At 34.3% G+C, this 26,995-nt stretch carries 17 protein-coding genes, 9 pseudogenes and 1 riboswitch; of the genes and pseudogenes, 10 read left to right on the top strand and 16 right to left on the bottom strand.

From position 1 onward, the window contains the following. Positions 1-5: 5 nt before the first annotated feature. From ptsP to auxA, 5 genes and pseudogenes are all read right to left on the bottom strand, one after another. Positions 6-1,722 (bottom strand): annotated as a pseudogene (gene ptsP / locus ABLV90_RS09155) (phosphoenolpyruvate--protein phosphotransferase). A 1-nt stretch (position 1,723) separates the two neighbouring features. Beyond that, positions 1,724-1,991: pseudogene (locus tag ABLV90_RS09150) on the bottom strand (phosphocarrier protein HPr). 163 nt (positions 1,992-2,154) lie between these two features. Beyond that, positions 2,155-2,697: pseudogene (locus ABLV90_RS09145) on the bottom strand (DUF697 domain-containing protein). Positions 2,698-2,754: 57 nt separating this feature from the next. After that, positions 2,755-3,924 (bottom strand): class I SAM-dependent rRNA methyltransferase, encoded by a 1,170-nt coding sequence (locus ABLV90_RS09140; RefSeq protein ID WP_285322947.1) that lies wholly within the window; start codon positions 3,922-3,924, stop codon positions 2,755-2,757. A gap of 204 nt (positions 3,925-4,128) precedes the next feature. Continuing rightward, the gene (gene auxA / locus ABLV90_RS09135) at positions 4,129-5,430 is read right to left on the bottom strand and encodes a lipoteichoic acid stability factor AuxA (RefSeq protein ID WP_427704992.1); all 1,302 of its coding nucleotides are present in this window, start codon (positions 5,428-5,430) and stop codon (positions 4,129-4,131) included. A gap of 255 nt (positions 5,431-5,685) precedes the next feature. On the opposite strand from auxA, the gene graF reads away from it, so the two are divergent. The 4 genes from graF to ABLV90_RS09115 all read left to right on the top strand — a co-directional run bounded on the left by graF (position 5,686) and on the right by ABLV90_RS09115 (position 9,116). Beyond that, a complete protein-coding gene (gene graF / locus ABLV90_RS09130) occupies positions 5,686-5,820 on the top strand; it encodes a glycopeptide resistance-associated protein GraF (protein WP_218086511.1) in 135 nt (44 codons plus the stop codon). Between the two features lie 302 nt (positions 5,821-6,122). Continuing rightward, positions 6,123-6,224: riboswitch (TPP riboswitch) on the top strand. An 83-nt stretch (positions 6,225-6,307) separates the two neighbouring features. Next, positions 6,308-6,883 (top strand): ECF transporter S component, encoded by a 576-nt coding sequence (locus ABLV90_RS09125; protein ID WP_460872523.1) that lies wholly within the window; start codon positions 6,308-6,310, stop codon positions 6,881-6,883. Between the two features lie 12 nt (positions 6,884-6,895). Continuing rightward, a complete protein-coding gene (locus tag ABLV90_RS09120; protein ID WP_460872522.1) occupies positions 6,896-8,317 on the top strand; it encodes an ABC transporter ATP-binding protein in 1,422 nt (473 codons plus the stop codon). Beyond that, positions 8,310-9,116, top strand: coding sequence for an energy-coupling factor transporter transmembrane component T family protein (locus ABLV90_RS09115; RefSeq protein WP_427704997.1), 807 nt, complete (start codon positions 8,310-8,312; stop codon positions 9,114-9,116). The genes ABLV90_RS09120 and ABLV90_RS09115 overlap by 8 nt, the downstream gene beginning before the upstream one ends. Before the next feature lie 133 nt (positions 9,117-9,249). Here ABLV90_RS09115 and purD read toward each other — a convergent pair. The 11 genes and pseudogenes from purD to purE form a co-directional block, all read right to left on the bottom strand. Continuing rightward, a pseudogene (gene purD, locus ABLV90_RS09110) lies at positions 9,250-10,489 on the bottom strand (phosphoribosylamine--glycine ligase). A gap of 23 nt (positions 10,490-10,512) precedes the next feature. Beyond that, positions 10,513-11,992: pseudogene (gene purH, locus ABLV90_RS09105) on the bottom strand (bifunctional phosphoribosylaminoimidazolecarboxamide formyltransferase/IMP cyclohydrolase). Positions 11,993-12,008: 16 nt separating this feature from the next. Continuing rightward, on the bottom strand, positions 12,009-12,575 hold the full coding sequence (gene purN, locus ABLV90_RS09100; protein ID WP_069816441.1) for a phosphoribosylglycinamide formyltransferase: 567 nt from the start codon (positions 12,573-12,575) through the stop codon (positions 12,009-12,011). 2 nt (positions 12,576-12,577) lie between these two features. Then, positions 12,578-13,606 (bottom strand): phosphoribosylformylglycinamidine cyclo-ligase, encoded by a 1,029-nt coding sequence (gene purM / locus ABLV90_RS09095; protein ID WP_427707653.1) that lies wholly within the window; start codon positions 13,604-13,606, stop codon positions 12,578-12,580. Further along, complete coding sequence (purF, locus tag ABLV90_RS09090) at positions 13,599-15,086, bottom strand: amidophosphoribosyltransferase (protein WP_069816445.1); 1,488 nt, start codon at positions 15,084-15,086, stop codon at positions 13,599-13,601. Before purF ends, purM begins: the two co-directional genes overlap by 8 nt. After that, positions 15,065-17,255: pseudogene (purL, locus tag ABLV90_RS09085) on the bottom strand (phosphoribosylformylglycinamidine synthase subunit PurL). Before purL ends, purF begins: the two are co-directional and overlap by 22 nt. Beyond that, the gene (purQ, locus tag ABLV90_RS09080; RefSeq protein WP_427705010.1) at positions 17,248-17,919 is read right to left on the bottom strand and encodes a phosphoribosylformylglycinamidine synthase I; all 672 of its coding nucleotides are present in this window, start codon (positions 17,917-17,919) and stop codon (positions 17,248-17,250) included. The pseudogene purL and the gene purQ overlap by 8 nt, the downstream one beginning before the upstream one ends. Beyond that, complete coding sequence (gene purS / locus ABLV90_RS09075; protein WP_057511817.1) at positions 17,919-18,179, bottom strand: phosphoribosylformylglycinamidine synthase subunit PurS; 261 nt, start codon at positions 18,177-18,179, stop codon at positions 17,919-17,921. The genes purQ and purS overlap by 1 nt, the downstream gene beginning before the upstream one ends. A gap of 2 nt (positions 18,180-18,181) precedes the next feature. Next, positions 18,182-18,883, bottom strand: coding sequence for a phosphoribosylaminoimidazolesuccinocarboxamide synthase (gene purC, locus ABLV90_RS09070; protein ID WP_427705013.1), 702 nt, complete (start codon positions 18,881-18,883; stop codon positions 18,182-18,184). Further along, positions 18,883-20,017: pseudogene (purK, locus tag ABLV90_RS09065) on the bottom strand (5-(carboxyamino)imidazole ribonucleotide synthase). Before purK ends, purC begins: the two are co-directional and overlap by 1 nt. After that, complete coding sequence (purE, locus tag ABLV90_RS09060) at positions 20,004-20,486, bottom strand: 5-(carboxyamino)imidazole ribonucleotide mutase (protein WP_460872521.1); 483 nt, start codon at positions 20,484-20,486, stop codon at positions 20,004-20,006. The pseudogene purK and the gene purE overlap by 14 nt, the downstream one beginning before the upstream one ends. A gap of 204 nt (positions 20,487-20,690) precedes the next feature. On the opposite strand from purE, the gene folD reads away from it, so the two are divergent. The 6 genes and pseudogenes from folD (at position 20,691) to qoxD (ending at position 26,994) form a co-directional block, all read left to right on the top strand. Then, a complete protein-coding gene (gene folD, locus ABLV90_RS09055) occupies positions 20,691-21,548 on the top strand; it encodes a bifunctional methylenetetrahydrofolate dehydrogenase/methenyltetrahydrofolate cyclohydrolase FolD (protein WP_427705021.1) in 858 nt (285 codons plus the stop codon). Positions 21,549-22,411: 863 nt separating this feature from the next. Next, positions 22,412-22,729, top strand: a complete 318-nt coding sequence (locus ABLV90_RS09050) for a DUF5011 domain-containing protein (protein ID WP_069816460.1) — start codon at positions 22,412-22,414, stop codon at positions 22,727-22,729. Between the two features lie 271 nt (positions 22,730-23,000). After that, a pseudogene (gene qoxA / locus ABLV90_RS09045) lies at positions 23,001-24,123 on the top strand (cytochrome aa3 quinol oxidase subunit II). Then, positions 24,123-26,111 (top strand): cytochrome aa3 quinol oxidase subunit I, encoded by a 1,989-nt coding sequence (gene qoxB / locus ABLV90_RS09040; RefSeq protein ID WP_460872520.1) that lies wholly within the window; start codon positions 24,123-24,125, stop codon positions 26,109-26,111. The pseudogene qoxA and the gene qoxB overlap by 1 nt, the downstream one beginning before the upstream one ends. Further along, positions 26,101-26,707, top strand: a pseudogene (gene qoxC / locus ABLV90_RS09035) (cytochrome aa3 quinol oxidase subunit III). The gene qoxB and the pseudogene qoxC overlap by 11 nt, the downstream one beginning before the upstream one ends. Continuing rightward, on the top strand, positions 26,704-26,994 hold the full coding sequence (qoxD, locus tag ABLV90_RS09030) for a cytochrome aa3 quinol oxidase subunit IV (protein ID WP_002508041.1): 291 nt from the start codon (positions 26,704-26,706) through the stop codon (positions 26,992-26,994). Before qoxC ends, qoxD begins: the two are co-directional and overlap by 4 nt. Position 26,995 lies beyond the last annotated feature (1 nt).

Below are 26,995 nucleotides of genomic sequence, written 5' to 3'. Positions count from 1 at the left end.
ATTTATTATTTAGCATATTGCTCAACTAGTTCTTGTACTTCTTCAGAAGTTGCACAATTAATTGCTCTTTGTGACAATTCTTCCATTTCATTTTGGCTTAAACCTTTGATTTGACGACGCGCTTTAAGTACTGATGTAGCACTCATTGAGAATTCATCTAATCCTAAGCCTAATAGTAATGGAATAGCGATTTCGTCGCCTGCCATTTCGCCACACATACCAGTCCATTTACCTTCTTTATGTGATGCTTCGATCACTTGTTTTACTAAACGTAAAATTGAAGGATTGTATGGTTGATACAAGTATGAAACGCGTTCAGACATGCGGTCAGCCGCCATTGTATATTGAATTAAATCATTCGTTCCAATACTGAAGAAGTCAACTTCTTTTGCGAAGACATCTGCTAATGCGGCAGTTGAAGGAATTTCAACCATGATACCTAATTCAATATCATCAGAAACTTCTGTACCTTCTTGTTTTAAGTTTTCTTTTTCTTCAAGTAATAATGCTTTAGCATCACGGAACTCATTGATTGTTGCAACCATTGGGAACATGATATTTAATTTACCGTAAACAGATGCACGTAATAATGCACGAAGTTGCGGTCTGAAAATATCAGGTTGGTCTAAACATAAACGAATCGCACGATAACCTAAGAATGGATTCATTTCTTCAGGTAGATTCAAATATGGTAACTCTTTATCGCCACCGATATCTAATGTACGTACAACAACACGTTTATCTTCCATCGTTTCTAAAACTTTTTTATAGGCTTCGAATTGTTCATCTTCAGTAGGCATTTCATCTCTACCCATATATAAAAATTCCGTACGATATAAACCAATACCTTCTGCACCATTTTCAATAACACCTTTTAAATCATTAGGTGTACCGATGTTTGCAGCTAATTCAGCATGTTTACCGTCAATTGTTTTTGTTTCTTCATTGCGCAATTTTTGTAATTCTTTTTTATCTTCGAAGAAACGTTCACGTTTATTTTCATAAGCGATCACTTCATCATCTGTAGGATCAATAATTACTTCACCAGTTAATCCATCAACGATAATCATATCGCCTTGTTTAACGTCTTTAGTAATAGATTTTGTACCTACAACTGCAGGAATCTCTAAAGAACGGCTCATAATTGCTGAGTGTGATGTTCTTCCACCAATATTTGTTACAAAGCCTTGCACGAATTCTTTATTTAACTGAGCAGTATCTGAAGGTGTTAAATCGTTTCCGATTATAACAACGCTTTCATCAATGATACTTGGGTTTGGTAACTCTACACCTAAAATATGTGCTAACACACGTTTAGAAACGTCACGGATATCAGCGAGCACGTTCTTTCATGTATTCATTATCCATATTTTCAAATATAGTAATGAATTGTCCAGTTACTTCAGATAATGCAGTTGGTGCGTTAACTTGGTCATTTTTAATCTTGTCTTCAATCGGTTGAATTAACTCTGGATCATCTAAAACTAATAAATGAGCATCAAAAATTGCTGCTTTATCAGCACCTAGATTTTTTTCAGCGTTATTTCTTATTTTTGTTAATTCAACTTTAGATGTTTCGATGGCATCATTGAACTTAGCAATTTCAGCGTCGATATCTGTAATCTTTTCACTATTATATGAAAGATCTGGTTCAACTAATAAATATGCTTTGGCAATCGCTACACCATCAGATGCGGCAATACCATTTATATAGTTAGACATATTATTTAGTTAATCCTTCTTTAGATAAAATCTCAGTGATTGCTTCGATTGCGTCTTTTTCATCGCTACCATCAGCGTAGATAGTGATTTCAGCATCTTTACCTACACCTAAACTCATAACACCCATGATTGATTTCAAGTTAACTTTTTTACCGTTATATTCTAATTGAATATCTGAATCAAATTTTGAGGCAGTTTGAACAAGCATTGTCGGTTGGACGAGCGTGAATACCTGTTTCATCGATAATTACATATGATTTTTGTTCCATAATTTATTTCTCCTTCGTATAGTTAGAATCGTTAGTTTATTATAAAACCTAACATAGTTTTATATAATAAGATTACCAAATTATATATATAAATTCAATTCCTTGCACCCATGTCATGACAATATTCAGCGATTATTTAACAATTTGTGAAAACGCTGTAGTTTTACACGAGTGATTTAACAACTTTTTCACATTTTTGGATATGATCATTGCCTATTTTTTTCATGAAATAATAACTTATAGAAGCAGTGATTGCTTGACCTACTACTGGGAACCATTTCGTTTGTTTCTGTCGCAGTACGTTTCGCTACATCACGAATAACTACTTTGAGGATAGCACTAGATACTTTTTTACCGATAAATTGGCTACCTTGAATTGCCGCCGTAGTTAGCACACGTTCTTTCATGTCGTCTCCCATTGTATTAACTTGTTTATGATCAAGACCATAAATCTTATTTACGTCTTCAATAACATCTTTCATAAGTTTAATATCTACACTGAAGCCTAAACCTGGAATAGGTACTACACTTACGCCAGATGATAGCATTGATTTTTTCTCACTAAAGCCTCTGCACGTTGGCGACGCTCTTCAATTTCGTTATATGTTGTTGGTATACTACCTTTATTTTTTATATCTTCTATATTTAAAACTTTGTTTCCTACTTTTTGTGTAACGTTATTTGTGATTTTATTTTTAAAACTCATTATATTCACTCCTTAGTAATTTCTATACACTAAGAATAATACCCGTTTTTTCACACTTTACTGTATTTTTACAAAAATCGCTTTTAAATATTTTGAAGGTTTGTAGTGTGCATGCGTTTTAAAATCTTTTGGTAAGCCCATGACATCAATGATTTCAAAGTCCACTTCTTCTTTAGTTAACGTTTCCGTAACTACATTTTTAAATGCTTTTAATGAAAATGTACTGTTGTTTGTACATAATAGTAATGTACCTTCAGGACCTAGTATATCCAGTGCACCAACGATTAATTTATCGTAGTCTTTTAAGACAGAAAATGTTTTTTTCTTGTTTCTCGCAAAACTTGGTGGATCAATCACAATTGTATCGTAGAAGAAATCATGACGACGTGCATAATTATAGAAATTAAAAGTATCCATAACATAAATATATTGTGACGCCGGGTCTATAGAATTTAAACCGAAATTACTTTCAGTAAGCGCACGAGAGCGGTTAGCTAAATCAACACTTGTTGTCATCTCTGCATTATCTGCGGCTACAACTGAGAATGCCCCTGTATAACTGAATAAGTTTAGTAAATTTTTATCTTGCGCGTATTGCTCTTTTAATTTCTTTCTTACTTCTCTTTGATCTAAAAAGATACCTGTCATAGGTCCATCGTTTAAATGTACATTGTAAAATGTGAAGTTTTCTTCGATGACAATTGGAAATTCTGGTGCATCTCCGTCAACGAAGCCACCTTCTACAGCGGCATCTTTAAAACGTAATTTTTCAAAAATTGACGTATAACCGAATATTGCTTTCAGTGCACTCAAAATATTATAACGGAACTTATAGATTCCTTTAGAATACCATTGAACTAAGTAATGACCATTGTAGTTGTCGATTGTGAGACCACCAACACCATCACCTTCGCCGTTAAATACTCTAAATGCATTTGTGCCCTCTACATTATAAAAATATTCACGTTCTTTTTTCGCAATATCAAATAATTTTTCAAAAAATTGTGTATTAACCACTTCATCACGTGAGTAACTCAATACCCAACCGATGCCTTTATGTTGACGTCCAACATACGCAGTTGCGATATACTGATCTTTATCATTTAGTAGCTGAAATAAATCTCCTTCATGTAAGTGATCATGTGCGTAAATATCATCTTCACTTACCAATGGATATTCATTTAAATATTTTGTTTCTTTACCTCTATTTAATGTGGCAGTTTTCATAAAATTATGTCAGCCTTTCTACTATTTTTTTATATTTATCTGTCGCTTACCTATTTTATCATTTCAAGTACATCGTAACATCATTAATATTCATTTAACTCAAACGTTTTGACTAAGTATTTGTCATTCTTAAACTTTCTTAATAAAAAAACCTATCTTCCAACCGATTGGAAGATAGGTTCGTCAAACAACATTATTAAGTTTTTAATCTCTAGAAGGTTCTCGTAATTTAATTATAAACGCTACTACAACTGCAATTAACATCATAACTAAAATCGGTGTAATGAAAATTGAAAGCAATAATCCGTGAACCATGATATTCATAAATTCAGTAAATAATTTAAAGAATAATAAACTTACCATAAATAATTGTAGATAATAAAATCGGCCTTTCAAATAATTCGTCAATGTCGTTAAAATATAAATAATGATGATAATCATTAAGATGAACAACGTTATCCATTCAATGACATATTGCGTTTGGCCAATCTCCCAATTACCAGAAACAAATAATGAATTTCTATTATTAAATTCAATCAATGTGAAGAATAATAAAACCGCGCCACAAAATAATTCTACATAACTAGGTTTAATCCATTTTGGTTTCTTCATCCAATTTGGAACATCATCATCTTGTATATCAATAATATTCTTCCATTTTTCAATAAATTTATCTTTCTTATCTCTTGCTTTCTGAATATCTACACTTCTACGAGTCTTACGCGTAAATTCTGTCGTTTTGTCTTGTAAAGTTTTCCAACGTTCCATCGTTTGGTTCGTTACAGTGTCTTTACTCGTTCTAGATAATTCTGGTTCTTCTTCGCCTAATTCCTGTTTTGTTAATGGTAATGATCTTCTTAAGAATAAGAAATTCCAAATTGACATTTGTCCCAGTAACCACATAATTATGAAAAATGTGTTAACGCTTAAGATGTCAATTGGTATAATTTCATCACTCTCAATTCTTCCATATAACACCAATTGTGTTATCAAATAACTAAACCCATAACTGAAAATAATCCATAAATAATGATATTTTCTATGTTCTTTATTTAACTCATCTTTATAAACGATATAACCAATGTGAATCACAAATGGTATTACGAAAATAATAGCGAAAAAACTATAAACTTGGGTCATCAAGATTAGCGTTATGATAAAGAAGAGAATACCAATAACTAAAAAGAATATTGAAATATCGTAGTCATATCGTGTTGTTCTAAATAAAGTCATTCCTAGCATAATTAATCCAATGCCAAATATAATTATTAAAATGGCGCTAACTACTGGAAAATTCCCTATGTAATTGCTCATTACCCTAATTATTTCAGCAAAAAATGCGTTTATAAAATCCCATACATTATGAATGTGTAAATCAATTTTACCTTTGCCATTTAATTTATGAATCATTGGTAAATTAATTAAAATGATGAGACCTGTGAAAAGCGAAACGATGCCTATAATATAACTATATAATATCTCAGCGTGTTTCTTCATAAAAGACATACCATTCACCTCAAAGTTATTATATATTAACATTTAGCTCTTGTCTTTAATAATCTCAATAAATAAGTCTATAGTATGATATAAATTAGTTGTATAGTCAAATTTCCACATATACCTTTACTCTAAACAATTTATTTAATATTACTTTTAATTTTACAGTTTTCTCCTCCATTTTTTAAGTACTTTTGTTTAGCCCTTTGCTCTTCGTGGTATTTAGGTTGTATAGATGATTAAACATGAAGGAGTGTTTTGTTTATGAGTAAAGAAGAATTAAATAAAAAAGCAGCTGAAAAAGCTAAAGAAACTGAAGATAAATTAAAAGATGAAAAAGATTCATCTGAAAAAAATAGCGAAGAAACGCAAAAAAATATTCAAGATACTTTTGATTAATAAAAGTATCACTTAGACATAAATACCTGTGTCAGGCTTAATTATTATACTAGTAGTAGCTATTTGATAGCTATTCTACTTTGTGGGAGCGAAAATGCAGAATCAAATTTTTGATTGCTGTTTCGCTCTTTTTTTAGTTTTCTGCCATATTCCCTCACTTTCCGCCTAACATGAAACATATAGCTATTTTAATATAGTAGAAGGCTAAATATATCTTGAAATACATAATATTTTTTATTAGCTTCATTTACAACCTTGACAGAAGTGATTAAAAATCATACATTAGAGTTAAATTAAATAATCATTCGCACTAGGGGTGTTTAGTGACTGAGATGAGGTATACCCTCAAACCCTTTGAACCTGATCTAGATTAAACTAGCGTAGGAAAGTGTACTGCGATACTTATTAAAAAATGGTATCCGTATGCCTGTATTTAACGCGCACCTTTCTAGAAGGTTGTGCGTTTTTTTATATAGGAGGAGTATATATGTCAAAAGGATTAAAACTTTCTGAGATACTAGTAACTGTATTAATAGCAGTAGTTTTCGCCGTCATTTATAACATTTGGAATTTTGTCTATAAAGCACTACAAGTTACAGGGCTTCATTTTGAAGAACTAACTTACGGAGCCTGGTTTATGGCGGCTATTGTAGCTTATCTTATTATTCCAAAAGCAGGTATCGCTATTTTAGCCGAATTTGCTGCAGGTCTTGGTGAAACGATTGTCATGGGCCGTTTTGATATTGCTACAATGGTTTATGCTTTAATACAAGGATTAGCATGTGAACTCATCTTTGCGCTTTTCAGATATAAATCTCGCTCAGCAATGGTTGCAATGTTAGCCGGTTTCTTGGCTTCAGTATCAACATTGCCATTAGATTTTGCTTATGGTTATCTCGGTGAAATAGCTGGTTGGAACCTTACATTATATATAGTATTTAGACTTATAAGTGGAATTGTCGTAGCGGGCCTTTTATCTTACTATATTGTGAAAGCCTTAGATCAAACTGGTGTCACTAAATTATTCAGACCTGCAACTCAGAGCGATTACGACAATTTATAAGGAGCAATAAACTTGATAGTCACAAAAAATTTACGTTTAAAATACCCTAACGGTCATAATAAAATATTTGATAATTTAACACTTCATATAAAAGACAAAGAAAAAGTATTGCTCTTAGGTCCTTCTGGTTCAGGTAAAAGTACGTTATTAAACGTTTTAAGTGGTATCGTTCCTAATCTTATAGATTTACCTATGAAATATGATGAATTACAAATTGATGAGGATTGTGGCGTTATTTTTCAAGATCCAGACACTCAATTTTGTATGCCAAAAGTATATGAGGAACTTGCTTTTGTTTTAGAAAACTTGCGTGTACCACGCGATGAAATGGAAAGCCGTATTCAATCTGCCTTAGCGGCAGTAGATTTAAATGTCGATGAAAATCAACATATTAATCAATTAAGCGGTGGAATGAAACAAAAATTAGCAATTGCAGAAACTTTGTTACAACAAGCAAACACCCTATTCTTAGATGAACCAACAGCAATGCTAGATGTGGATGCAACTGCGGATTTATGGCAAAAAATAAAAGCATTGTGGCATGACCAAACTGTATTAATTGTAGAGCACAAAGTAGAACATATTTGGCAACATGTTGATCGTGTCATTCTATTAAATTATGATGGTGCCATAATAGCCGATGCACCTCCTAATAAGATATTGCATGACTATGAGCATCTATTAACGGAATATGGTGTGTGGCATCCTAATGCTTGGCAATCCGCCCCACCATCATTAAAAACACAACATGTTTCAACTACACAACAATCAGATGATACCTTTAAATTTAAAAACGGCTTGATTAAACGAGGTAAACAGCAACTAATCAACATATCAGAATTAAACATTTGTCTTGGCGAATGGATCACCATCACTGGCTCAAATGGTAGCGGCAAAACTTCCTTAATAGAATCGATGATGCAACTCATTAAATATGATGGTAAAATGTATTTTAACAATCATGCATTATCAAAAATTAAAACTGCCGCAAAGCATATGTATTTAGTTTATCAAAACCCCGAATTACAATTTATTACTCATTCTGTATATGATGAAATTTATATTCAATATAAGAATAAAACACGTTCAACTGTTGAAGCTGAGCGAGAAACACAGAATATGCTTGAAATACTTAATTTACAAGCAGTTAAAGCACAACATCCATATGAACTGTCTATGGGTCAAAAAAGACGTCTAAGCGTTGCAATTGCACTAAGTTCATCTTCTGACTTTATTTTACTTGATGAACCTACCTTTGGTCTCGATAGTCATAATACATTCAACCTTATTAAATTATTCCAATCACGTGTACAAAATGGACAAACGATTGTAATGGTAACGCATGATTCAGAAATTATTGCACGGTATCCAACCCGAAGACTTCATGTCAATCAACATCAATTAACTGAACTAAAGGGTGATACTTATGTTTGAGATATGGAAAAAACACTATTCATTTGTTGACGACGTCAACATTATTACTAAATTAGCAATGGCAGTCATTTTGTTTTTCTTTGTTATCTTTGTACATCAATTTGATTACATGCTCTATATAATGTTATTAATGTTGATATTTTTACTTTTATTTAATGGATTGCAATTCAAAATCACTTTTATTTTCATACTCTTTACTATCACTTTTAGTTTGATATCTGCTTTATTCATGATTTTCTATGGTGATGGCACACATACAATATTTAAATTAGGCTTTATTCAAATTACTACCGAAAGTTTATATCGTGGTTTGCACTTAGCAATGCGTACGACAACTATTTCTCTTTTTGGAATTTTAATTGCCTTCACATCACAAATTGTCATGATTTTTTATAGTCTTATGCAACATCTTAAAGTTAAACCTAAAATAGCATATGCATTTATGGCGGCAATTAGAATGGTTCCTTTAATGTTCACTTCATTATTTCAACTCAGAAAATCATTGAAAATGCGCTATCAAATGATTGATTCACGTAATTACAGAGGCTTTAAACGTTTAAAACATCTTGTAATACCACTACTAAGTCAAAACATTAGAAAAGCGCATCAATTATCAGTTGCTATGGAGAAGAAAGGATTTAAAGACGGACCTAGAACATACTATTATTATGCACCTTTCTCGTATAAAGATCTTTTATTAATCGTAGTTGTAAGTTCTATTTTAATTGTTGCATATTTCCTAGCACAATATGTTCAAATCACAGGAATTAATGATGTGCGTATTTCAAGTATTTACTAAATTACATTACTGTCCATGTAATTTAAACACAAAAGCGTTAAGACAAAACTTAAACCACTTTGTCTTAACGCTTTTTTGATAACTTATTCAATTTATATAATTCAAAATATCTATATATAAATTACTTTAATTGTTATTTAAGTGCTTTATCACTAATGTCCTTTCGATAAAACAATGCATTGCTTTTGATTTTATCGACCGCTTCATATGCTTTAGCTTTAGCACTTGCAATATCTTTGCCTTCACCTAAGGCCAGAATAACACGCCCACCAGATGTCACATATATATCTTGTTCTTTTTTTAATCCACTCACAAAGTATTGACCATCTAAATCGAAACCTGAAACAGTTTTACCCTTTTCATATTTTGTTGGATACCCTTTAGATGCAAGCATAACGCCTACTACAGAATCGGCTTTCCATTGAAAATGAATTGGTTTTTTAGCTTCTAAATCTAAAATATGCTTGCATTAAATCACTTTCCATACGTGTTAAAAGTACTTGAGCTTCAGGATCACCAAAACGGGCATTAAACTCAATTACTTTTGGTCCTTCATCAGTAATAATTGCTCCAATGTATAGTACACCAAAAAATGAATAGCCTTCACTAACCAATGCTTTGGCAATAGGCTGCGCAATTTCTTCATTTGTTCGTTTGATAATAGCATCCTCAATGTGAGGCACTGGACAATACGCACCCATACCTCCGGTGTTCGGACCTAAGTCACCATCAAATGCCCGTTTATGGTCTTGCGCTATACAATCAAATGGCACAGCATAGTCATTATTTACGAAAGTCATTAACGAGAATTCTTCACCCTCAAGAAATTGTTCGAAAACCACAATGCCTTCTTCTTCCGGGTAAAGTTCTTCTACACCTGATAATGCTTCCTCATAGCTTTCCGCAATGATAACCCCTTTACCTGCCGCTAATCCATCTTTTTTCAATACAACTGGATACTCACATGATTGAATATAAGCTAATGCATCTTGCTTATTTGTAATTTCTGTATATTCAGCAGTTGGAATACCATATTTTTCCATTAATTCTTTAGCAAATAATTTTGAACCTTCGATTTGTGCAGTTGCTCGATTAGGTCCAAATACTTTTGTTTGTCCAGCTTCTAATTTGTCAGCTAATCCATCTGTTAAAGGTTGCTCAGGGCCAATGATTGCCCATGTAATATCATGTTGTTGTGCAAATGCTACAATTTGTTCATGTTCTGTTTCTGCTATTTCACTATGTACCTGTGCAACATTCGACATTGCGTCATTACCTGGGATTGCAAATATTTCATTAACAAGTGGTGATTGCTTCAATTTGTGCGCTATAACGTGCTCTCTGCCACCTGCACCAATTACGAGTACTTTCATAAAGTTTATTGCCTCCAATTCCCTTAATGTTTAAAGTGTCGAACGCCTGTAGTTACCATTGCAATACCATATTTATTTGCCATATCTATAGATGCTTGATCTTTAATTGAACCGCCTGGCTGAATAATCGCTTTGATACCTGACTTAGCTGCTAATTCAACTGTATCATCCATTGGGAAGAAACCATCTGATACCATTGCAACTTGATCATTCATTTCTATCGCACGTTCTATGGCGATTTCTGCTGACCCAACACGGTTCATTTGTCCTGCGCCAATTCCGACTGTTTGTTTCGCATTACTGAGAATGATTGCGTTACTTTTCACAGATGCAACCACTTTCCATCCTAATAACATTGCATCCCATTGCGCTTCGGTAGGTTCAACTTCTGTGACTACTTTCATATCGTCACGTGTTAATTTCACATTATCTTTATCTTGTATTAAATAGCCACCTGAAACAGACACGACTTCTTGTTCACTGTTATCAATCGTCATATCAATTTCTAAAAGTCGTATATTTTTCTTTTTACTTAAAATGTCTAATGCTTCTTGTGTGAATTTTGGAGCAATAATAACTTCTAAGAATATTTCATGTAAAGTTTCTGCCAACGTGCTATCTACAGATCTATTTAAAGCGACAATTCCACCAAAAATAGATTGACTATCCGCTTCAAAGGCATATTGATAAGCATCATTAATTGATTCTCCAACACCTACACCACAAGGATTCATATGTTTTACTGCTACTGCCGTTGGTTGTTCAAATTGCTTAACAAGTGATAAAGCTGCATCTGCATCTTTAATATTGTTATAGCTTAATTGTTTACCATGTAACTGTTTGGCGCCTCCAAGTGTGTGCGCCGCAGTAGATGTACGAATAAACTGTGCTGATTGTTGTGGGTTTTCACCATAGCGTAGACTTTCTTTATTATCTTTAAAGAATTCAACAATTGCTGCATCATATTGATTTGTGTGATCAAACACTTTGATCATCAGTGACTTACGGTATGCTTCATCCAAATCGTCATTTTTCAGTTTTTCAATAACTTCATTATAATCTGCTGGATGTACGACTGTCGTGACATGTTTAAAGTTTTTAGCTGCGAGCACGTAACATAGTTGGTCCACCGATATCGATGTTTTCGATTGCATCGCTTTCTGTAACATCAGGATTCGCTACAGTTTCTTTAAATGGATATAGATTAACTACCACCATATCTATAAGATCAATATCTTGCGCTTTTAATTGTTGCAAATGTTCTGGCTTATCTCGATCAGCTAGTATACCTCCATGAACAGATGGATGTAATGTTTTAACTCTTCCATCCATAATTTCTTCAAATTGTGTTAATTCTGAAATTGATTTTACTGGAACATTCGCTTCGACTAAAGCTTGCATCGTGCCACCTGTAGAATATAACTCATACCCTAATTCGTTTAAGGATTGGGCAAATGCCACAACACCACTTTTATTAGACACACTTAAAATTGCTTTTTTCATTTTGTATTGGCACCTCTTATTTAATGATTTTGGATATCACTTTCGGATATAATTCATGTTCCATCACTTTAATTCTTTCTTCTAGTTGTTCTTTCGTATCGTCCGGGTATATATCACATGTCCATTGTTCGATAATTTCTCCTGTGTCCATCCCACTGTCCACATAATGCACTGTTGTACCTGTAATCGTATCACCGCTCTCCAGAGCTTGGCCTACTGCGTCTTTACCTTTATATTTAGGTAACAGTGAAGGGTGTATATTAATAATACGTCTATTGTATGCTTTTAATATATTTTCACCGATCAGCTTCATATAACCTGCTAGAACAATCCATTCTACTTGCTCTGAAGTAAGCCATTCGATAATTTTACGCTCATAATCTGCTTTAGAAGGAAAATTTTTAAGTTCATTGATGTGAACATCTAAATTATATTTTCTAGCACGTTCAATACAATAAGCACTTACTTGGTCTGTGTATAAGGCAGTGACTTCTATATGAGGTAAATTACCTTCTTCGATTTGAGTCATGATGCTTTCAAAGTTACTACCTGATCCTGACGCAAAAATAGCTATTTTAGTCACAGTTATACCCCCAATAATTGAATTGGTTGATCACCTTTAACGATTTCACCAATTTGGTATGCCTTAACTTGTTGTTGTTCCAATATATTCAACACTGTTGCTTCATTTTCTTTGTCTACAATTAATGTAAAGCCAATGCCCATGTTAAAAACATTATACATTTCTTCAGTTGAGATTTCCCCTTGTGTTTGTAACCAGTCAAATATTTGCGGTGTTGGGAATTTTGACACATTAATTTTTGCTGTAACTCCTTCAGGTAATGCTCTAGGAATATTTTCATAGAAACCTCCACCAGTAATATGCGTCATTGCATGGATTTTCACTGCATCTTTTACAGCAAGCACTGGTTTAACATATAAACGTGTAGGTTCTAAAAAGACATTTAAGAATGTGCGTTGTTCATCAAACTTATCATTTAAATTAATTCCTGATTTGTTAATTAAATTTCTAACTAAACTATAACCATTTGAATGAATACCACTAGATTCAAGACCTATAATAACTTGTCCTGGTGCAACTGAAGTGCCATCGATATATTCATCTTTTTCTACAGCGCCTACAGCAAAACCTGCTAAATCATATTCTCCTTCGTGATACATTTCTCCCATTTCAGCTGTTTCTCCACCAATAAGTGCAGTGTTTGTTTCTTCACAGCCATCGCTTACCCCTTTGACAATCTGTTCAACGACTTCTGGAATTACTTTATGTGTTGCAATATAATCTAAGAAATAAAGTGGCTCTGCACCGGTTGTTAAAATATCATTCACACACATTGCAACGGCATCGACACCTATTGTATCGTGCTTATTGTTATCTATAGCTAATTTTAACTTTGTTCCAACACCATCAGTTCCTGAGACAAGTAAGGGCGCTTTCATATTCAATTGCGACAAATCAAATGTTGCACCGAAACCGCCAAGTCCACCAAGTACTTCCTTACGCATCGTTCTTTTAACATGACTCGACATACGTTCTACCGCTTCATAACCTGCGTTAATGTCGACACCTGCTTGTTGGTATGCTTTAGACATTTAAATTCCCCTCTTTATCAAAGTATTGTGTATGATTTGCTAAATATTCTTTTTGACGTTCACTTAAATGCTCTAGATAGTCTGACTCATAGTCATAAAGTCCAGCTGGGTAATCTCCAGTAAAACTTTCTACACATAAACCACTGTAAGGTGCATCTTCATTCAGACCAATAGATTGAATAAGCCCATTGACAGTTAAGTATGCTAAAGAATCTGATCCAATATGGTCACTAATTTCTTGAGGCGATTTATTCGCAGAAATCAGTTCAGCTGTTGTCGAGACGTCTATGCCATAAAAACTTGGAAACATAAACTCTGGCGAAGCAATACGAACGTGCACTTCATTAGCACCTGCGTCTTTTAGCATTTGTACAATGCGTCTACTTGTCGTACCTCTTACAATGGAATCATCTACAAGTACAATATTTTTATTATGAACGATATCTTTAACTGCAGACAGCTTAACACGTACGCCCTGCTCTCGTAATTCTTGTGTAGGTTGAATAAATGTACGCGCTACGTATTGATTTTTAACAAGTCCCATCTCATAAGGTAATCCGCTTTCCTCTGCGTAACCTGAAGCCGCAGATAGAGAAGAATTAGGCACACCAATGACCATATCCGCATTGTCAGCTGGACTTTCTTGAGCAAGCTGTTTACCTGATTGTTTTCTAATTGCATGAACATTTTTACCAGCAATCGTAGAATCAGGTCTTGCGAAATAAATATATTCCATTGCTGAAATTGCAGTTGTCGTATGTCTTGTATAAGACTCTACTCTAATACCCTCGTCATTAATCACAACATATTCACCTGCATGAATATCTTGCACAAATTCTGCACCTAGTACATCAATCGCACATGTTTCACTAGCAATGATATATGCACCAGTCTTCATTTTGCCTACAACTAACGGGCGAATTGCATTAGGATCAACTGCACCATACAACGCATCTTTTGTTAATAATGCGAAAGTAAAGCCGCCTTTGATTTTTCTCAAGCTTTCTTGAAGCGCATCTTCAAAGGTTGGCGCCTTACTTCTACGTATTAAATGCATAATTACTTCTGTATCTGATGAAGAATGGAAAATAGACCCCTGATGCTCTAACGATCTTTTTAAACTTTGTGCATTAATTAGATTACCGTTATGACAAACTGCGGCACTCATATCATAAAAATGATATAAAAATGGTTGGATATTTTCTATTCCTTTATTACCAGAAGTGGCATAACGTACATGACCGATTGCATGTTTATAGGATTTAAAAGATTCAAGTTGGGTATCTGAAATTGCTTCAGTAAGTAAACCCATACCGCGTTGCCCAACAAGTGATTCGCCATCCGAACACACGATACCAGCGCCTTCTTGGCCACGATGTTGTAAACTGTGTAACCCCATATATGTTAACTGTGCGGCTTCTGGATGATCCCAAATTCCAAATACACCACACTCTTCATTTAATCCACTGTAGTCATACATTTAGGAATAGCCCCTTCCCATAATTCATTCAGATTTTTAACTTCTCGCGTTACTTGAACTTCCTTGTTTGATACGAGGAATTGGCCGTCTTGAGTTAACTTACCAATTTCTACTGCGTTTTCTACATCGAACGATTGACCTTCTTTAACTGCAACAACATAACGTCCTTGAGTTTCACTGAAAAGTTGTTCGTTTGTAACATCTAAATTAACGTTCATACCTAATTGATGATATGCACTTATCCGTGCCAATGTCACTAATAATCCACCCTTACCAACTGTTTGTACGTGTGACGCAACACCATTACGAATTGTTTGTTTAATAGCTTCGCCTTTACGTACTTCATCTGATAAATCAATCGTTTCAAACTCATGATTGACCTCTTTGTAAAGTAGTTTCTCAATTTGACTTCCGCCAAAATCATCTTTTGTTTCACCAACAATGTATAAAGTATCTCCTGCATGCGGCGTAAATTCATTTAGATATTGAATATCTTCAATTAATCCAACCATACCTACAACAGGTGTTGGGAAAATAGATGCTTCTCTATTTTCGTTATATAATGACACGTTACCAGACACGACAGGGGTGCTTAAAACTTCACAAGCTTCTGCCATACCTTTTGTTGAGTCTGCAAGTTGTTGATAGATTTCTTTATTTTCTGGAGAACCATAATTCAAACAATCTGTCATAGCTAATGGTGTAGCACCTACAGATATTAAATTGCGATATGCTTCAGCAACGACCATTTTCCCGCCTTCATATGGATTATTAAAGACGTAACGTGCTTCGCCATCGATTGTTGATGCGATAGCTTTATTTGTACCTTCAACACGTACTACAGATGATTGTAAACCTGGTTTAACAATAGTATTTGCACCGACTTGTTGGTCGTATTGTTCGTATAAATAACGTTTTGATGCAATCGTAGGATGTTGTAGTAATTGGTCAAACACATTTTCTACATCAATATTGCTATAATCATTTTTTGCTGTATTATATTCTGGCGCTTCACCTTCTAGAGTGTATACAGGTGCTTCGTCTGATAACGGTTGTACTGGTATGTCAGCATATACTTCGCCTTCATAAGTAAGAACAAAGCGATCTGTATCTGTTACCTCACCAATTACTGCGCTATCTAGTTCATGTTTGTCGAATAATTCTAAAAATTTATCTTCTGTACCTTTTTCAACAACAAGTAGCATACGTTCTTGTGTTTCAGAGAGCATCATTTCATATGGTGAAATGCCTTCTTCTCTAGTCGGTACATTTTCAAGTTTAAGATGTAAGCCACTGCCACCTTTTGCTTGCCATCTCTGAAGATGAGGACGTAAGTCCGGTTGCGCCCATATCTTGTATCCCTACAAGTTCATCAAATGTAATTGCTTCGAGCGTTGCTTCCATTAATTTTTTACCAACAAATGGATCACCAATTTGAACAGATGGTCGTTTACTTTCACTATCATCACTTAGTTCTTCAGAAGCGAATGTAGCACCATGAATACCATCACGGCCGGTTTTTAATCCAACATAGATGACTGGGTTGCCTTCACCTTTAGCAGTCCCTTTTTGAATCATATCGTGGTCAATAACACCCACACACATAGCGTTAACTAAGGGGTTACCATCATATCTACTATCGAATTCAATTTCGCCTGCAGTAGTCGGGATACCAATACAGTTACCATAACCGCCAATACCGGCGACAACACCACGTAATAAACGACGATTTTGTTTCTCTGTTAATTCACCGAAACGTAAACTATTTAATAAATTGATAGGTCTTGCACCCATAGAAACAATATCTCTAATGATACCGCCAACACCTGTAGCTGCGCCTTGGTAGGGTTCTACTGCTGAAGGATGATTATGTGATTCAACCTTGAATACTACTGCTTGATCATCGCCAATATCTACAACACCAGCGCCTTCACCTGGTCCCATCAATACATGTTTACCAGAAGTTGGAAATTGTGTTAAAAATGGTTTTGAATGTTTGTATGAACAATGTTCACTCCACATTACAGAAAAAATACCTATTTCAGTAAAATTAGGTTCACGTCCTAAGATTTCACAAACTTTATCGTATTCTTTATCAGTTAAACCCATATCTTTATATAAGCGCTCTAATTTAATTTCCTCTGAACTTGGCTCTAAAAATTTAGACATTTTGTTCCCTCCAACTATTTACCATTGCTTCAAATAATTTCACTCCACTATCAGTGCCTAAAATTGACTCAATTGCGCGTTCTGGATGTGGCATCATACCGCACACATTTCCTTTTTCGTTAATAATTCCGGCTATGTCATTATACGAACCATTCGGATTGTCCAGATATTTTAAAATAATTTGATTGTTGGTTTCTAATGCTTCATACATTTCTGGCGTACAATAATAGTGACCTTCACCATGTGCAACTGGATAAATTACTTCTTCATTCGCTTCATATAAATTGGTATACATCGTTTTATTATTTACAACTTTTAAAGTTTCATTACGGCTAACAAATAAATGAGAATCGTTATGCAATAATGCACCTGGTAACAATCCAATTTCAGTCAAAATTTGAAAACCATTACATACACCTAAAACCGGTTTCCCTTCATTTGCAAAACGTTTAACTTCTTCTGTAATCGGTGCAACACTCGCCATCGCACCTGAGCGTAAATAGTCCCCGAATGAGAAGCCACCAGGTATAAGTACACCATCAAACCCTTCTAAAGAAGTATTTCTATAATCTACAAATTCTGCTTGGACACCAGATTTCACTGCCGCGTTATACATATCTCGGTCACAGTTTGATCCTGGAAATTTCAACACTGCAAATTTCATTAAGCTTTCTCTCCTTCATCCAAAACTTTGTAACTATATTCTTCAATTACAGTGTTAGCAAATAATTTTTCACTTAGTGTTGTAATTACATTGTGTACAGCTTCGTCAGTTGCTTCATCAATTGTCATATATAAAACTTTACCTACACGAATATCGTTTACTTGTTTATATCCTAAATCATGTACTGCGCGGTTTAACGCTTGTCCTTGTGTATCCAGTACTTGCGGTTGTAAAGTGATGTGTAATTCGATTGTTTTCATTTTTATAATGCCTCCAATTTATTTAAGAAAGTTTGATATGTTTCAATAATTGATCCCGTGTCCTCACGATATACATCTTTATCAAAATTTGTATCGCTATGTTTATCCCATATGCGACAAGTGTCTGGTGAAATTTCGTCAGCTAATATTATTTGACCATCTGTCGTACGCCCAAATTCGATTTTAAAGTCTACTAATCTTAAATCCATTTTATCCATTAATTGAACAAGTATCGCGTTTATGTCTTTAGCCACTTCTTTTAAAATAGCAATTTCATCATCTGTTGCTATGTGTAATAACTTAATATGATCTTCAGTAATCAATGGATCATTTAAATCATCATTTTTATAGAAAAACTCTACGAGTGGAGCATCAAATTCATGGCCTTTTTCAAAACCTAATCTCTTTGTTATAGAACCAGCTGCAATATTTCTTACTACTACTTCCAAAGGAATAATATCTACCGATTTCACAAGTTGTTCAGTTTCAGAAGTTTGTTCAATAAAGTGACTATTCACGCCTTGAGCTTTTATAAAATTAAAAATTCTAGAAGTAATTTGATTGTTTAATCGTCCTTTACCTTCTATGAAATCTTTTTTAGCCCCATTTCCGGCTGTCACTTCATCTTTATATTCAATGCGTAGTATTTCAGGTTCTCCAGTTGAAAAAATTCTTTTCGCTTTCCCTTCATATAACAAAGACATTAGTTGTATCTCCCTTCAAATGTGTTTAACAATGTTTCTTCAGAACGAGTCACATCATCAGTTAAAACTGTTAAATGACCCATTTTTCTATCTGCTTTACGTGTGTTTTTACCATATATATGCACATGCCAGTCTGGATGATCAGCAAATTGATCTTCTAAAAGATCTAAATCTCTACCTAATAAATTCATCATTACTGCAGGTTTTAGCAATTCAATAGATTGCGGTAATTTTTGTCCTGTAATCGCTAATATATGTGTGTCAAATTGAGAGTAATCACATGCTTCTATAGAATAATGTCCCGAATTATGTGGTCTCGGTGCAATTTCATTAACATATAAATGATTCTGTGCATCGATAAAGAATTCCACTGTAAATGTGCCTACAAAATGGATGTGGTCAATAATTTTTTTAACTTCATTTTGTGTTGCCTGTTCTTTTTCGTTATCTGTACGGGCTGGTACAATTGTTTTAAATAGTATTTGATTTTGATGTTCATTTTCTTGGAGTGGAAAGTACATGATTTGGTTATCATTGCCAATCGTCACTGTAAGTGAAACTTCTTTTTTTAAGTCTAGAAATTGTTCGGCTACACATTCTTGTTTATCAACAAGCAACTTTGCTTCATCAATATGAGTTGCGTCTTTAACCAAAACTTGGCCTTTCCCATCATAACCACCGAAACGTGTTTTTACGATAAATGGATAACCAATGGTTTCAATTGCTTGATTCAAATCACTTGGTTCAGATAATTGAACGAATGGTGCAATTTGAGTTTGTGCTTGCTTGCAATGTTTGTTTTTCAGTCAATCGGTCTTGTAGCAACTGAATTGCTTGATAGCCTTGAGGAACATTGTATTTTGAGACTAGTGTTTGCAGTTGATTAGCTGAAATGTTTTCAAATTCGTAAGTAATGACGTCCGATGATTCACCAAGTTGATTTAAAGCTTCTTGATTATCATAAGCGGCATTAATAAATTCATGGGCAACATATTGACATGGGCACGCTTGATCAGGATCAAGTACAATAACTTTAAACCCCATTTTTTGTGCAGATTGTGCCATCATTTTACCCAGCTGACCTCCGCCAATAATACCAATAGTGGAACCGAATTTTAATTTACTGAAGCTCATGTTGCATTTCACTCACTTTCTCAACTAATGATTTTTCGAAATTTTCCAAATTCTTTTCGACTTTTTTATTGCCAATGCTTAAAATCCTAGCCGCTAACACGCCCGCATTCTTGGCACCAGCTTTGCCTATTGCAGTTGTTGCTACTGGTATACCTCCAGGCATTTGAACGATAGATAATAGCGAATCTAATCCTTTTAAACTTTTTGACTCGATTGGCACCCCAATCACAGGTAATGTTGTCATTGATGCTACCATACCTGGTAAATGTCTTGCACCACCTGCTCCAGCAATAATGACGTCGTATCCTTTGTCTCTTGCTTCTTTAGAAAATTCAAACATTAATTGTGGCGTACGATGCGCTGAAACTACTTTTTTATCGTAAGGAATTTCTAATTGATCTAGCATAAGACAACTTTCTTTCATTGTCTCCCAATCTGAAGAACTCCCCATTATAACTACCACTTTCACAATGAACACCCTTTCAGAAATTTGAAATGTTACTACTATTAGATGTATATTACAGATATAGCATAACAACTAAATGATGGTTTTTCAATCAAAAATCGAACTTTAAATCAAAAAAATGATTCAATCTACGTCTTTTGGTTGTTATTCATCAAGTTTTTTATGTTAAAGTTAAGTAAAGTACACACATTGGAGGAGGATTTTTTCATGGTCGCTAAAATTTTAGACGGAAAACAAATTGCAAAAGATTACAGACAAGGTCTTAAAGATCAAGTTGAAGCATTGCAATCTAAGGGTTACACACCTAAATTATCTGTAATACTTGTAGGCAACGATGGTGCAAGTCAAAGTTATGTAAATTCTAAAAAGAAAGCAGCAGAAAAAATTGGTATGATTTCTGAAATCGTACATTTAGATGAATCAACATCTGAAGAAGACGTTCTAAACGAACTTAAACGTTTAAATGATGATGATACTGTGAGCGGTATATTAGTGCAAGTACCTTTACCAAAACAAGTAAGCGAACAAAAAGTTATAGAATCTATAGATCCAGCAAAAGATGTGGATGGCTTCCACCCTGAAAATATTGGTAAACTTTATATAGACCAACAAACTTTCGTTCCATGTACACCATTAGGTATTATGGAATTATTGAATCATGCTGACATTGATTTAGAAGGAAAAGATGCAGTTGTTATCGGACGTAGTCATATCGTAGGACAACCTGTATCTAAATTATTATTACAAAAAAATGCTTCTGTTACGATTCTTCATTCAAGAACTAAGGATATGCACAGTCATTTAAAAAATGCTGATGTCATCGTTAGTGCTGTCGGTCGTCCAGGATTAGTTACAAAAGAAGATGTCAAAGAAGGCGCAGTTGTGATTGATGTTGGTAACACGCCAGACGAAAATGGTAAATTAAAAGGTGATATTGCTTACGATGAAGTAAAAGAAGTTGCGGGTGCAATTACTCCAGTTCCTGGTGGCGTTGGCCCAATGACTATTACTATGGTTTTAAATAATACACTTATGGCGGAAAAAATGCGTAGAGGCATTGAATAGTCGTTCGAGAATGATTAGTGCGTATTGTTACTATTAATATATGAATAAAGAGAGGTTAGATTGCACTTTGTGATATCTAACCTCTCTTTTTTATATAATATTCAAGATTCAAATGCTTCAACTAAATAATACTTACACAGCAACAATTATTTTAGGTATAAATAATTCAACATGTATTTTCGATTCATCGACGTCTATTTATCGTAAAGTTGTGATAATAGATTTCAAGAAAAAGCTTCCTCTATATATTTCTAAATCTCTTTAAAAAAACTATTTCAGTTAAAATTTTGCTATATAACCTTGTGCAGTTTTGTTAAGAATAATATATTCAACTTTTTCTTCCACTGTTGCTATGCTTTCTAACTTACTATTCATTTATTATGGTGTAGATAAATGAATAAAGTCATTTTCATTAAGCCCATCATATATTATTGAAGAAACTTCACATTCATAATCTCTATTATCATCTCTTTTGACAGTATAAGTAAGTGATTTAAGTCATCTCCTACTATTAAATAGTGTCTATTACATGATAGTGTCTATTACATGACATTCCAATTTTCCACTTTCTACAATAATATATCGCTTCAATCACTTCGATAAAAAATTAACTGAGATTTTCCGACGATATCTTTTCATTTTCAATTAAACCCCCTACGCTACTTTTGAATAAAATTTAATATCATTTGAAGTTTGTTATGTCAAAATTCTCAGAACGTTCAATTTACTAAATGTTAACTGAAAATTACAGCTAGATTCAAAGTCATAAGTTATATTAGGACTATAGTACGATGTATTCTAAACTCATTTAAAGTATAGTATAGTTGAATAAAACAAATGACGGTCATACGGAGGTTAACGTTATGAACAAACTAATACAGTCATTATCAGCCTTAGGCGTATCTGCTACACTTGTGTCACCTAACTTAAGTGCAGAAGCTACTGATAATTCAACACCAGAACTAAAAGGTACTAATGATACAATCATCGAAAAAGGTGACGATTACAATTTACTTAATGGTGTAAGTGCCTTTGATAAAGAAGATGGCGATTTAACTCATAAAATTACCGTTGATGGAGATATAAATACAAATAAAACTGGAAAGTACAAAGTTGAATATAAAGTTGAAGATTCAAATGGCGCTATAAAAAAATCAATACGTTATGTTGAAGTTAAGTAACACATAGATTTCATACATAGTCTCAAGAAATCGTAAATGATAACGATTATCACAGTTTTTAAGACAAAATTACTCTTTCGACTTAATTATGACACTTTTCACAAAATGTACACATAATTTTAACAAATCTTTAAAAGCCCGTCAGACATTGGTTCTGTTGGGTTTCTTTTAATTTTACAATAATTTTTTTCGCACAAACACTTGTAATAATTGCGTAATATCTTAAAATTGATGTTAAGCCCTACAATTGTAGTATTAGGAGGTCAAAAAAGTGTCAAAATTTAAGTCTTTGCTTCTACTCTTTGGCTCGCTAATTTTACTTAGTGGTTGTGAGAATGTAGAAGTTTTAAACCCAAAAGGGCCAATGGCAAGTGATACGAAGTTCTTGATTATCTATTCAATCATCTTCATGCTTGCTATAGTTGTCGCTGTAATTCTCTTGTTCACAGTCTTTCTATTCAAATATAGAATGGGCAAGACAGAGGAAACAGGAAAAATGCATCATAGTTTTTTACTTGAATCGATCTGGTTCATTATTCCAATTCTCATTGTAATTGCTATAGCCATTCCAACGGTGAAATCACTTTACATGTATGAGGAAACACCAGACAAAGAGGATGATCCAATTGTAGTTTATGCTACAAGTGCTTGGTTACAAGTGGTTCTTTAGTTATCCTGAAGAAAAAATTGAAACTGTTAATCACTTAACAATACCGAAAGATCGTCCAGTTGTTTTCAAACTCCAATCAATGGATATGATGACAAGTTTCTGGATACCACAACTTGGTGGTCAGAAATACGCGATGACAGGTATGACGATGGACTGGACATTAACATCCAGTGAAGAAGGTACGTTCCGTGGACGTAACTCAAACTTCAATGGTGAAGGTTTTTCTCGTCAAACTTTCGATGTTAACTCAGTAAGTCAAAGTGAATTTAATGATTGGGTCAAAGATGCTCAAAGTAAAAAAGAGTTAGATCAAGATACATTTGATAAGCAACTTTTACCAACTACTGAAAATGAAGAATTAACTTTCAGTGGTACCCATCTAGCATTTGTTGATCCTGCGGCAGATCCTGAGTATATTTTCCACGCTTATGATCGCTACAATTACGTACAAAAAGATCCGAACTTTAACACTGAAGAAGAATTAACTGAAGATGTGTTAGATGAACCTGATCAACCCGCACGTAAACCGCAAATCACAAATGCGAACTATGAGAGACATGGTATGAAAGCCATGATTCTTGGCAACGATGAACCATACAACAGTGAATTCAAAGACGAGGAAACACATAACGTCGAGGAAATGGACAAAATCTCTAAAGGTGCTAAAGACGAAAAAGTATCTGAAATAGAGAAAAAAGAGCATGAATCTGGAGGTGGACATTAATGAATTTTCCATGGGATCAATTACTTGTTGAAGGTTCTTGGATGATTACAATGGCACAAATCGGTGCTCCATTTGGAATCATTGGACTAATCGCAGTAATTACTTATTTTAAATTATGGAAATATTTATACAGAGAATGGTTCACATCTGTCGACCATAAGAAAATCGGGGCAATGTACTTAATCTGTGCTGTATTAATGTTCGTTCGTGGTGGTATTGACGCATTAATGATGCGTACACAATTAGCGATTCCTAACAATACGTTCTTGGACTCAAATCACTATAACGAAGTTTTTAGTACACACGGTGTTATCATGATTATCTTTATGGCAATGCCTTTCATATTTGGTTTATGGAATGTCATTGTACCTTTACAAATTGGTGCTCGAGACGTTGCATTCCCTGTATTAAATAGCGTAAGTTTCTGGTTATTCTTCTCAGGTATGATTTTATTCAACTTGTCATTTATAATCGGAGGCTCACCCGCAGTTGGTTGGACTAACTATGCACCACTCGCGGGCGAATTCAGTCCCGGGCCAGGTGTCAATTATTACTTAATTGCAATACAGATTTCTGGTATCGGTACACTGATGACAGGTATTAACTTCTTCGTAACTATACTTAGAATGAAAACACCTACAATGAAATTTATGGAAATGCCAATGTTTACGGTTACTACTTTCATTACAGCTTTAATCGTTATCTTGGCTTTCCCAGTACTAACAGTAGCATTAGCACTATTTACAACCGATAATATATTCGGTACAGCATTCTTTACAGTTGCTAATGGCGGTATGCCAATGCTTTGGGCTAACTTCTTCTGGGTATGGGGGCACCCCGAAGTATACATCGTTATCCTCCCGGCATTCGGTATATACTCTGAAATCATTCCAACGTTTGCGCGTAAACGCCTATTTGGTCACCAAAGTATGGTTTGGGCGACTGCGGGTATCGCATTCTTAAGTTTCTTAGTTTGGGTTCACCATTTCTTCACAATGGGTAATGGTGCATTAATTAACTCATTCTTCTCGATTTCAACAATGCTTATTGGTATACCAACCGGTGTTAAAATATTTAACTGGTTGTTCACGCTTTACCAAGGTCGTATTACCTTTGAATCACCAATGCTATTTGCATTAGGATTCATACCTAACTTCTTAATTGGTGGGGTAACTGGTATTATGCTTTCTATGGCGGCAGCAGATTACCAATACCACAACACGTACTTCTTAGTAGCCCATTTCCACTACACATTAGTAGCGGGGGTTGTATTTGCCTGTCTAGGAGCTTTAATATTCTGGTGGCCTAAGATGACTGGATTTAAGTTGAACGAGAAATTAAATAAATGGTGTTTCTGGTTCTTTATGATCGGTTTCAACATTTGTTTCATACCTCAATTCATACTAGGTCTTGATGGTATGCCACGTCGTTTATACACTTACATGCCAGAAGATGGTTGGTGGTTACTAAACGTAATCTCAACTTTCGGTGCCCTATTAATGGCATTAGGCTTTATGTTCTTAGTCGCAAGTATTGTATACAGTTTCTTCAAAGCACCACGTGAAGCAACTGGTGATAACTGGGATGGCTTAGGTCGTACATTAGAATGGTCAACTGCGGGAGCAATGCCACCTAAATACAACTTTGCTATCACGCCAGACTGGAACGACTATGATACATTTGTTGATATGAAAGAACATGGTCGTCATTATTTAGATAACCATAATTACACAGATATCCACATGCCGAATAATACGCCAGTTGGTGTGTTCATGGGAATATTCTTCACTATTGGTGGTTTCTTCCTAGTATTTGAAACAATGCTACCGGCTATTCTTTGCTTAATTGGTATCTTTGGCACTATGATTTATCGTAGTTTCCAAGTAGATCACGGTTATCATATACCAGTTTCTGAAGTAGCTGAGACTGAAAAACGTTTACGTGAAGCACGTATAAAAGAAAAGGAGGCTGTAAGTCATGAGTCATGATGCAAACACAATTGATCAACGTTCGCATGAAGGTGAATTAAATAAGCTTGGCTTTTGGATTTTCCTTACAGCTGAATTCTCATTATTCGGGACGTTATTTGCGGCGTTACTAACACTGCAACACGGTGGCGATTATGCTTGGTAAAATGACTACCGAGTTATTTGAATTACCGCTCATATTGATAATGACATTTGCTTTATTAATTAGTTCTTATACATGTGGTATTGCAATTTACTACATGAGAAAAGAGAAAGAAAAATTAATGATGATTTGGATGATTATCACTGTATTATTAGGTATCGTGTTCGTAGGTTTTGAAATCTATGAATTCACGCACTATGTACATGAGGGTGTTAATCTTTCTATTGGTTCTTATTGGTCTAGTTTCTTTATACTATTAGGAACACATGGTGCCCACGTATCGTTAGGTATCGTCTGGATTATCTGCTTATTAATTCAAGTAGCCATGCGAGGATTAAATAAAGACAATGCTCCTAAATTATTTATAGTAAGTTTATATTGGCACTTTTTAGATGTTGTATGGATCTTCATCTTCACTGCCGTATATATGATAGGGATGGTGTTTAGCGGATGAATACAATAGTAAAACACACAGTAGGTTTTATTGCCTCAATCGTTCTGACAATATTAGCAGTGTTTGTAACTTTATACACATCTATGGAACTTAACGTTAAGATTACCATCATTTTTGGTTTTGCTTTTATACAAGCCGCAGTTCAATTATTAATGTTCATGCACTTAACTGAAGGTAGAGACGGAAACTTACAAGCATTTAAAGTTATATTTGCGATTATCATTACTTTAATTACTGTTATTGGTACTTATTGGGTAATGCAAGGTGGACACTCAGCTCACTTATAAT

The organism is Staphylococcus sp. 2S1, assembly GCF_046721335.1.
GTDB classification, from domain to species: domain Bacteria; phylum Bacillota; class Bacilli; order Staphylococcales; family Staphylococcaceae; genus Staphylococcus; species Staphylococcus equorum_A.
Note: the sequence above shows the minus strand (reverse complement) of the source record. Positions and strands in the feature narration are given on the sequence as shown.

What these genes read in the sequence shown, in the direction of transcription:
- ABLV90_RS09140 (WP_285322947.1), bottom strand. Translation starts at nt 3,924, where the DNA reads ATGAAAACTGCCACATTAAATAGAGGTAAAGAAACAAAATATTTAAAT.
- auxA (WP_427704992.1), bottom strand. Translation starts at nt 5,430, where the DNA reads ATGTCTTTTATGAAGAAACACGCTGAGATATTATATAGTTATATTATA.
- graF (WP_218086511.1), top strand. Translation starts at nt 5,686, where the DNA reads ATGAGTAAAGAAGAATTAAATAAAAAAGCAGCTGAAAAAGCTAAAGAA.
- ABLV90_RS09125 (WP_460872523.1), top strand. Translation starts at nt 6,308, where the DNA reads ATGTCAAAAGGATTAAAACTTTCTGAGATACTAGTAACTGTATTAATA.
- ABLV90_RS09115 (WP_427704997.1), top strand. Translation starts at nt 8,310, where the DNA reads ATGTTTGAGATATGGAAAAAACACTATTCATTTGTTGACGACGTCAAC.
- purM (WP_427707653.1), bottom strand. Translation starts at nt 13,606, where the DNA reads ATGTCTAAAGCATACCAACAAGCAGGTGTCGACATTAACGCAGGTTAT.
- purF (WP_069816445.1), bottom strand. Translation starts at nt 15,086, where the DNA reads ATGTATGACTACAGTGGATTAAATGAAGAGTGTGGTGTATTTGGAATT.
- purQ (WP_427705010.1), bottom strand. Translation starts at nt 17,919, where the DNA reads ATGAAATTTGCAGTGTTGAAATTTCCAGGATCAAACTGTGACCGAGAT.
- purS (WP_057511817.1), bottom strand. Translation starts at nt 18,179, where the DNA reads ATGAAAACAATCGAATTACACATCACTTTACAACCGCAAGTACTGGAT.
- purC (WP_427705013.1), bottom strand. Translation starts at nt 18,883, where the DNA reads ATGTCTTTGTTATATGAAGGGAAAGCGAAAAGAATTTTTTCAACTGGA.
- folD (WP_427705021.1), top strand. Translation starts at nt 20,691, where the DNA reads ATGGTCGCTAAAATTTTAGACGGAAAACAAATTGCAAAAGATTACAGA.
- ABLV90_RS09050 (WP_069816460.1), top strand. Translation starts at nt 22,412, where the DNA reads ATGAACAAACTAATACAGTCATTATCAGCCTTAGGCGTATCTGCTACA.
- qoxB (WP_460872520.1), top strand. Translation starts at nt 24,123, where the DNA reads ATGAATTTTCCATGGGATCAATTACTTGTTGAAGGTTCTTGGATGATT.
- qoxD (WP_002508041.1), top strand. Translation starts at nt 26,704, where the DNA reads ATGAATACAATAGTAAAACACACAGTAGGTTTTATTGCCTCAATCGTT.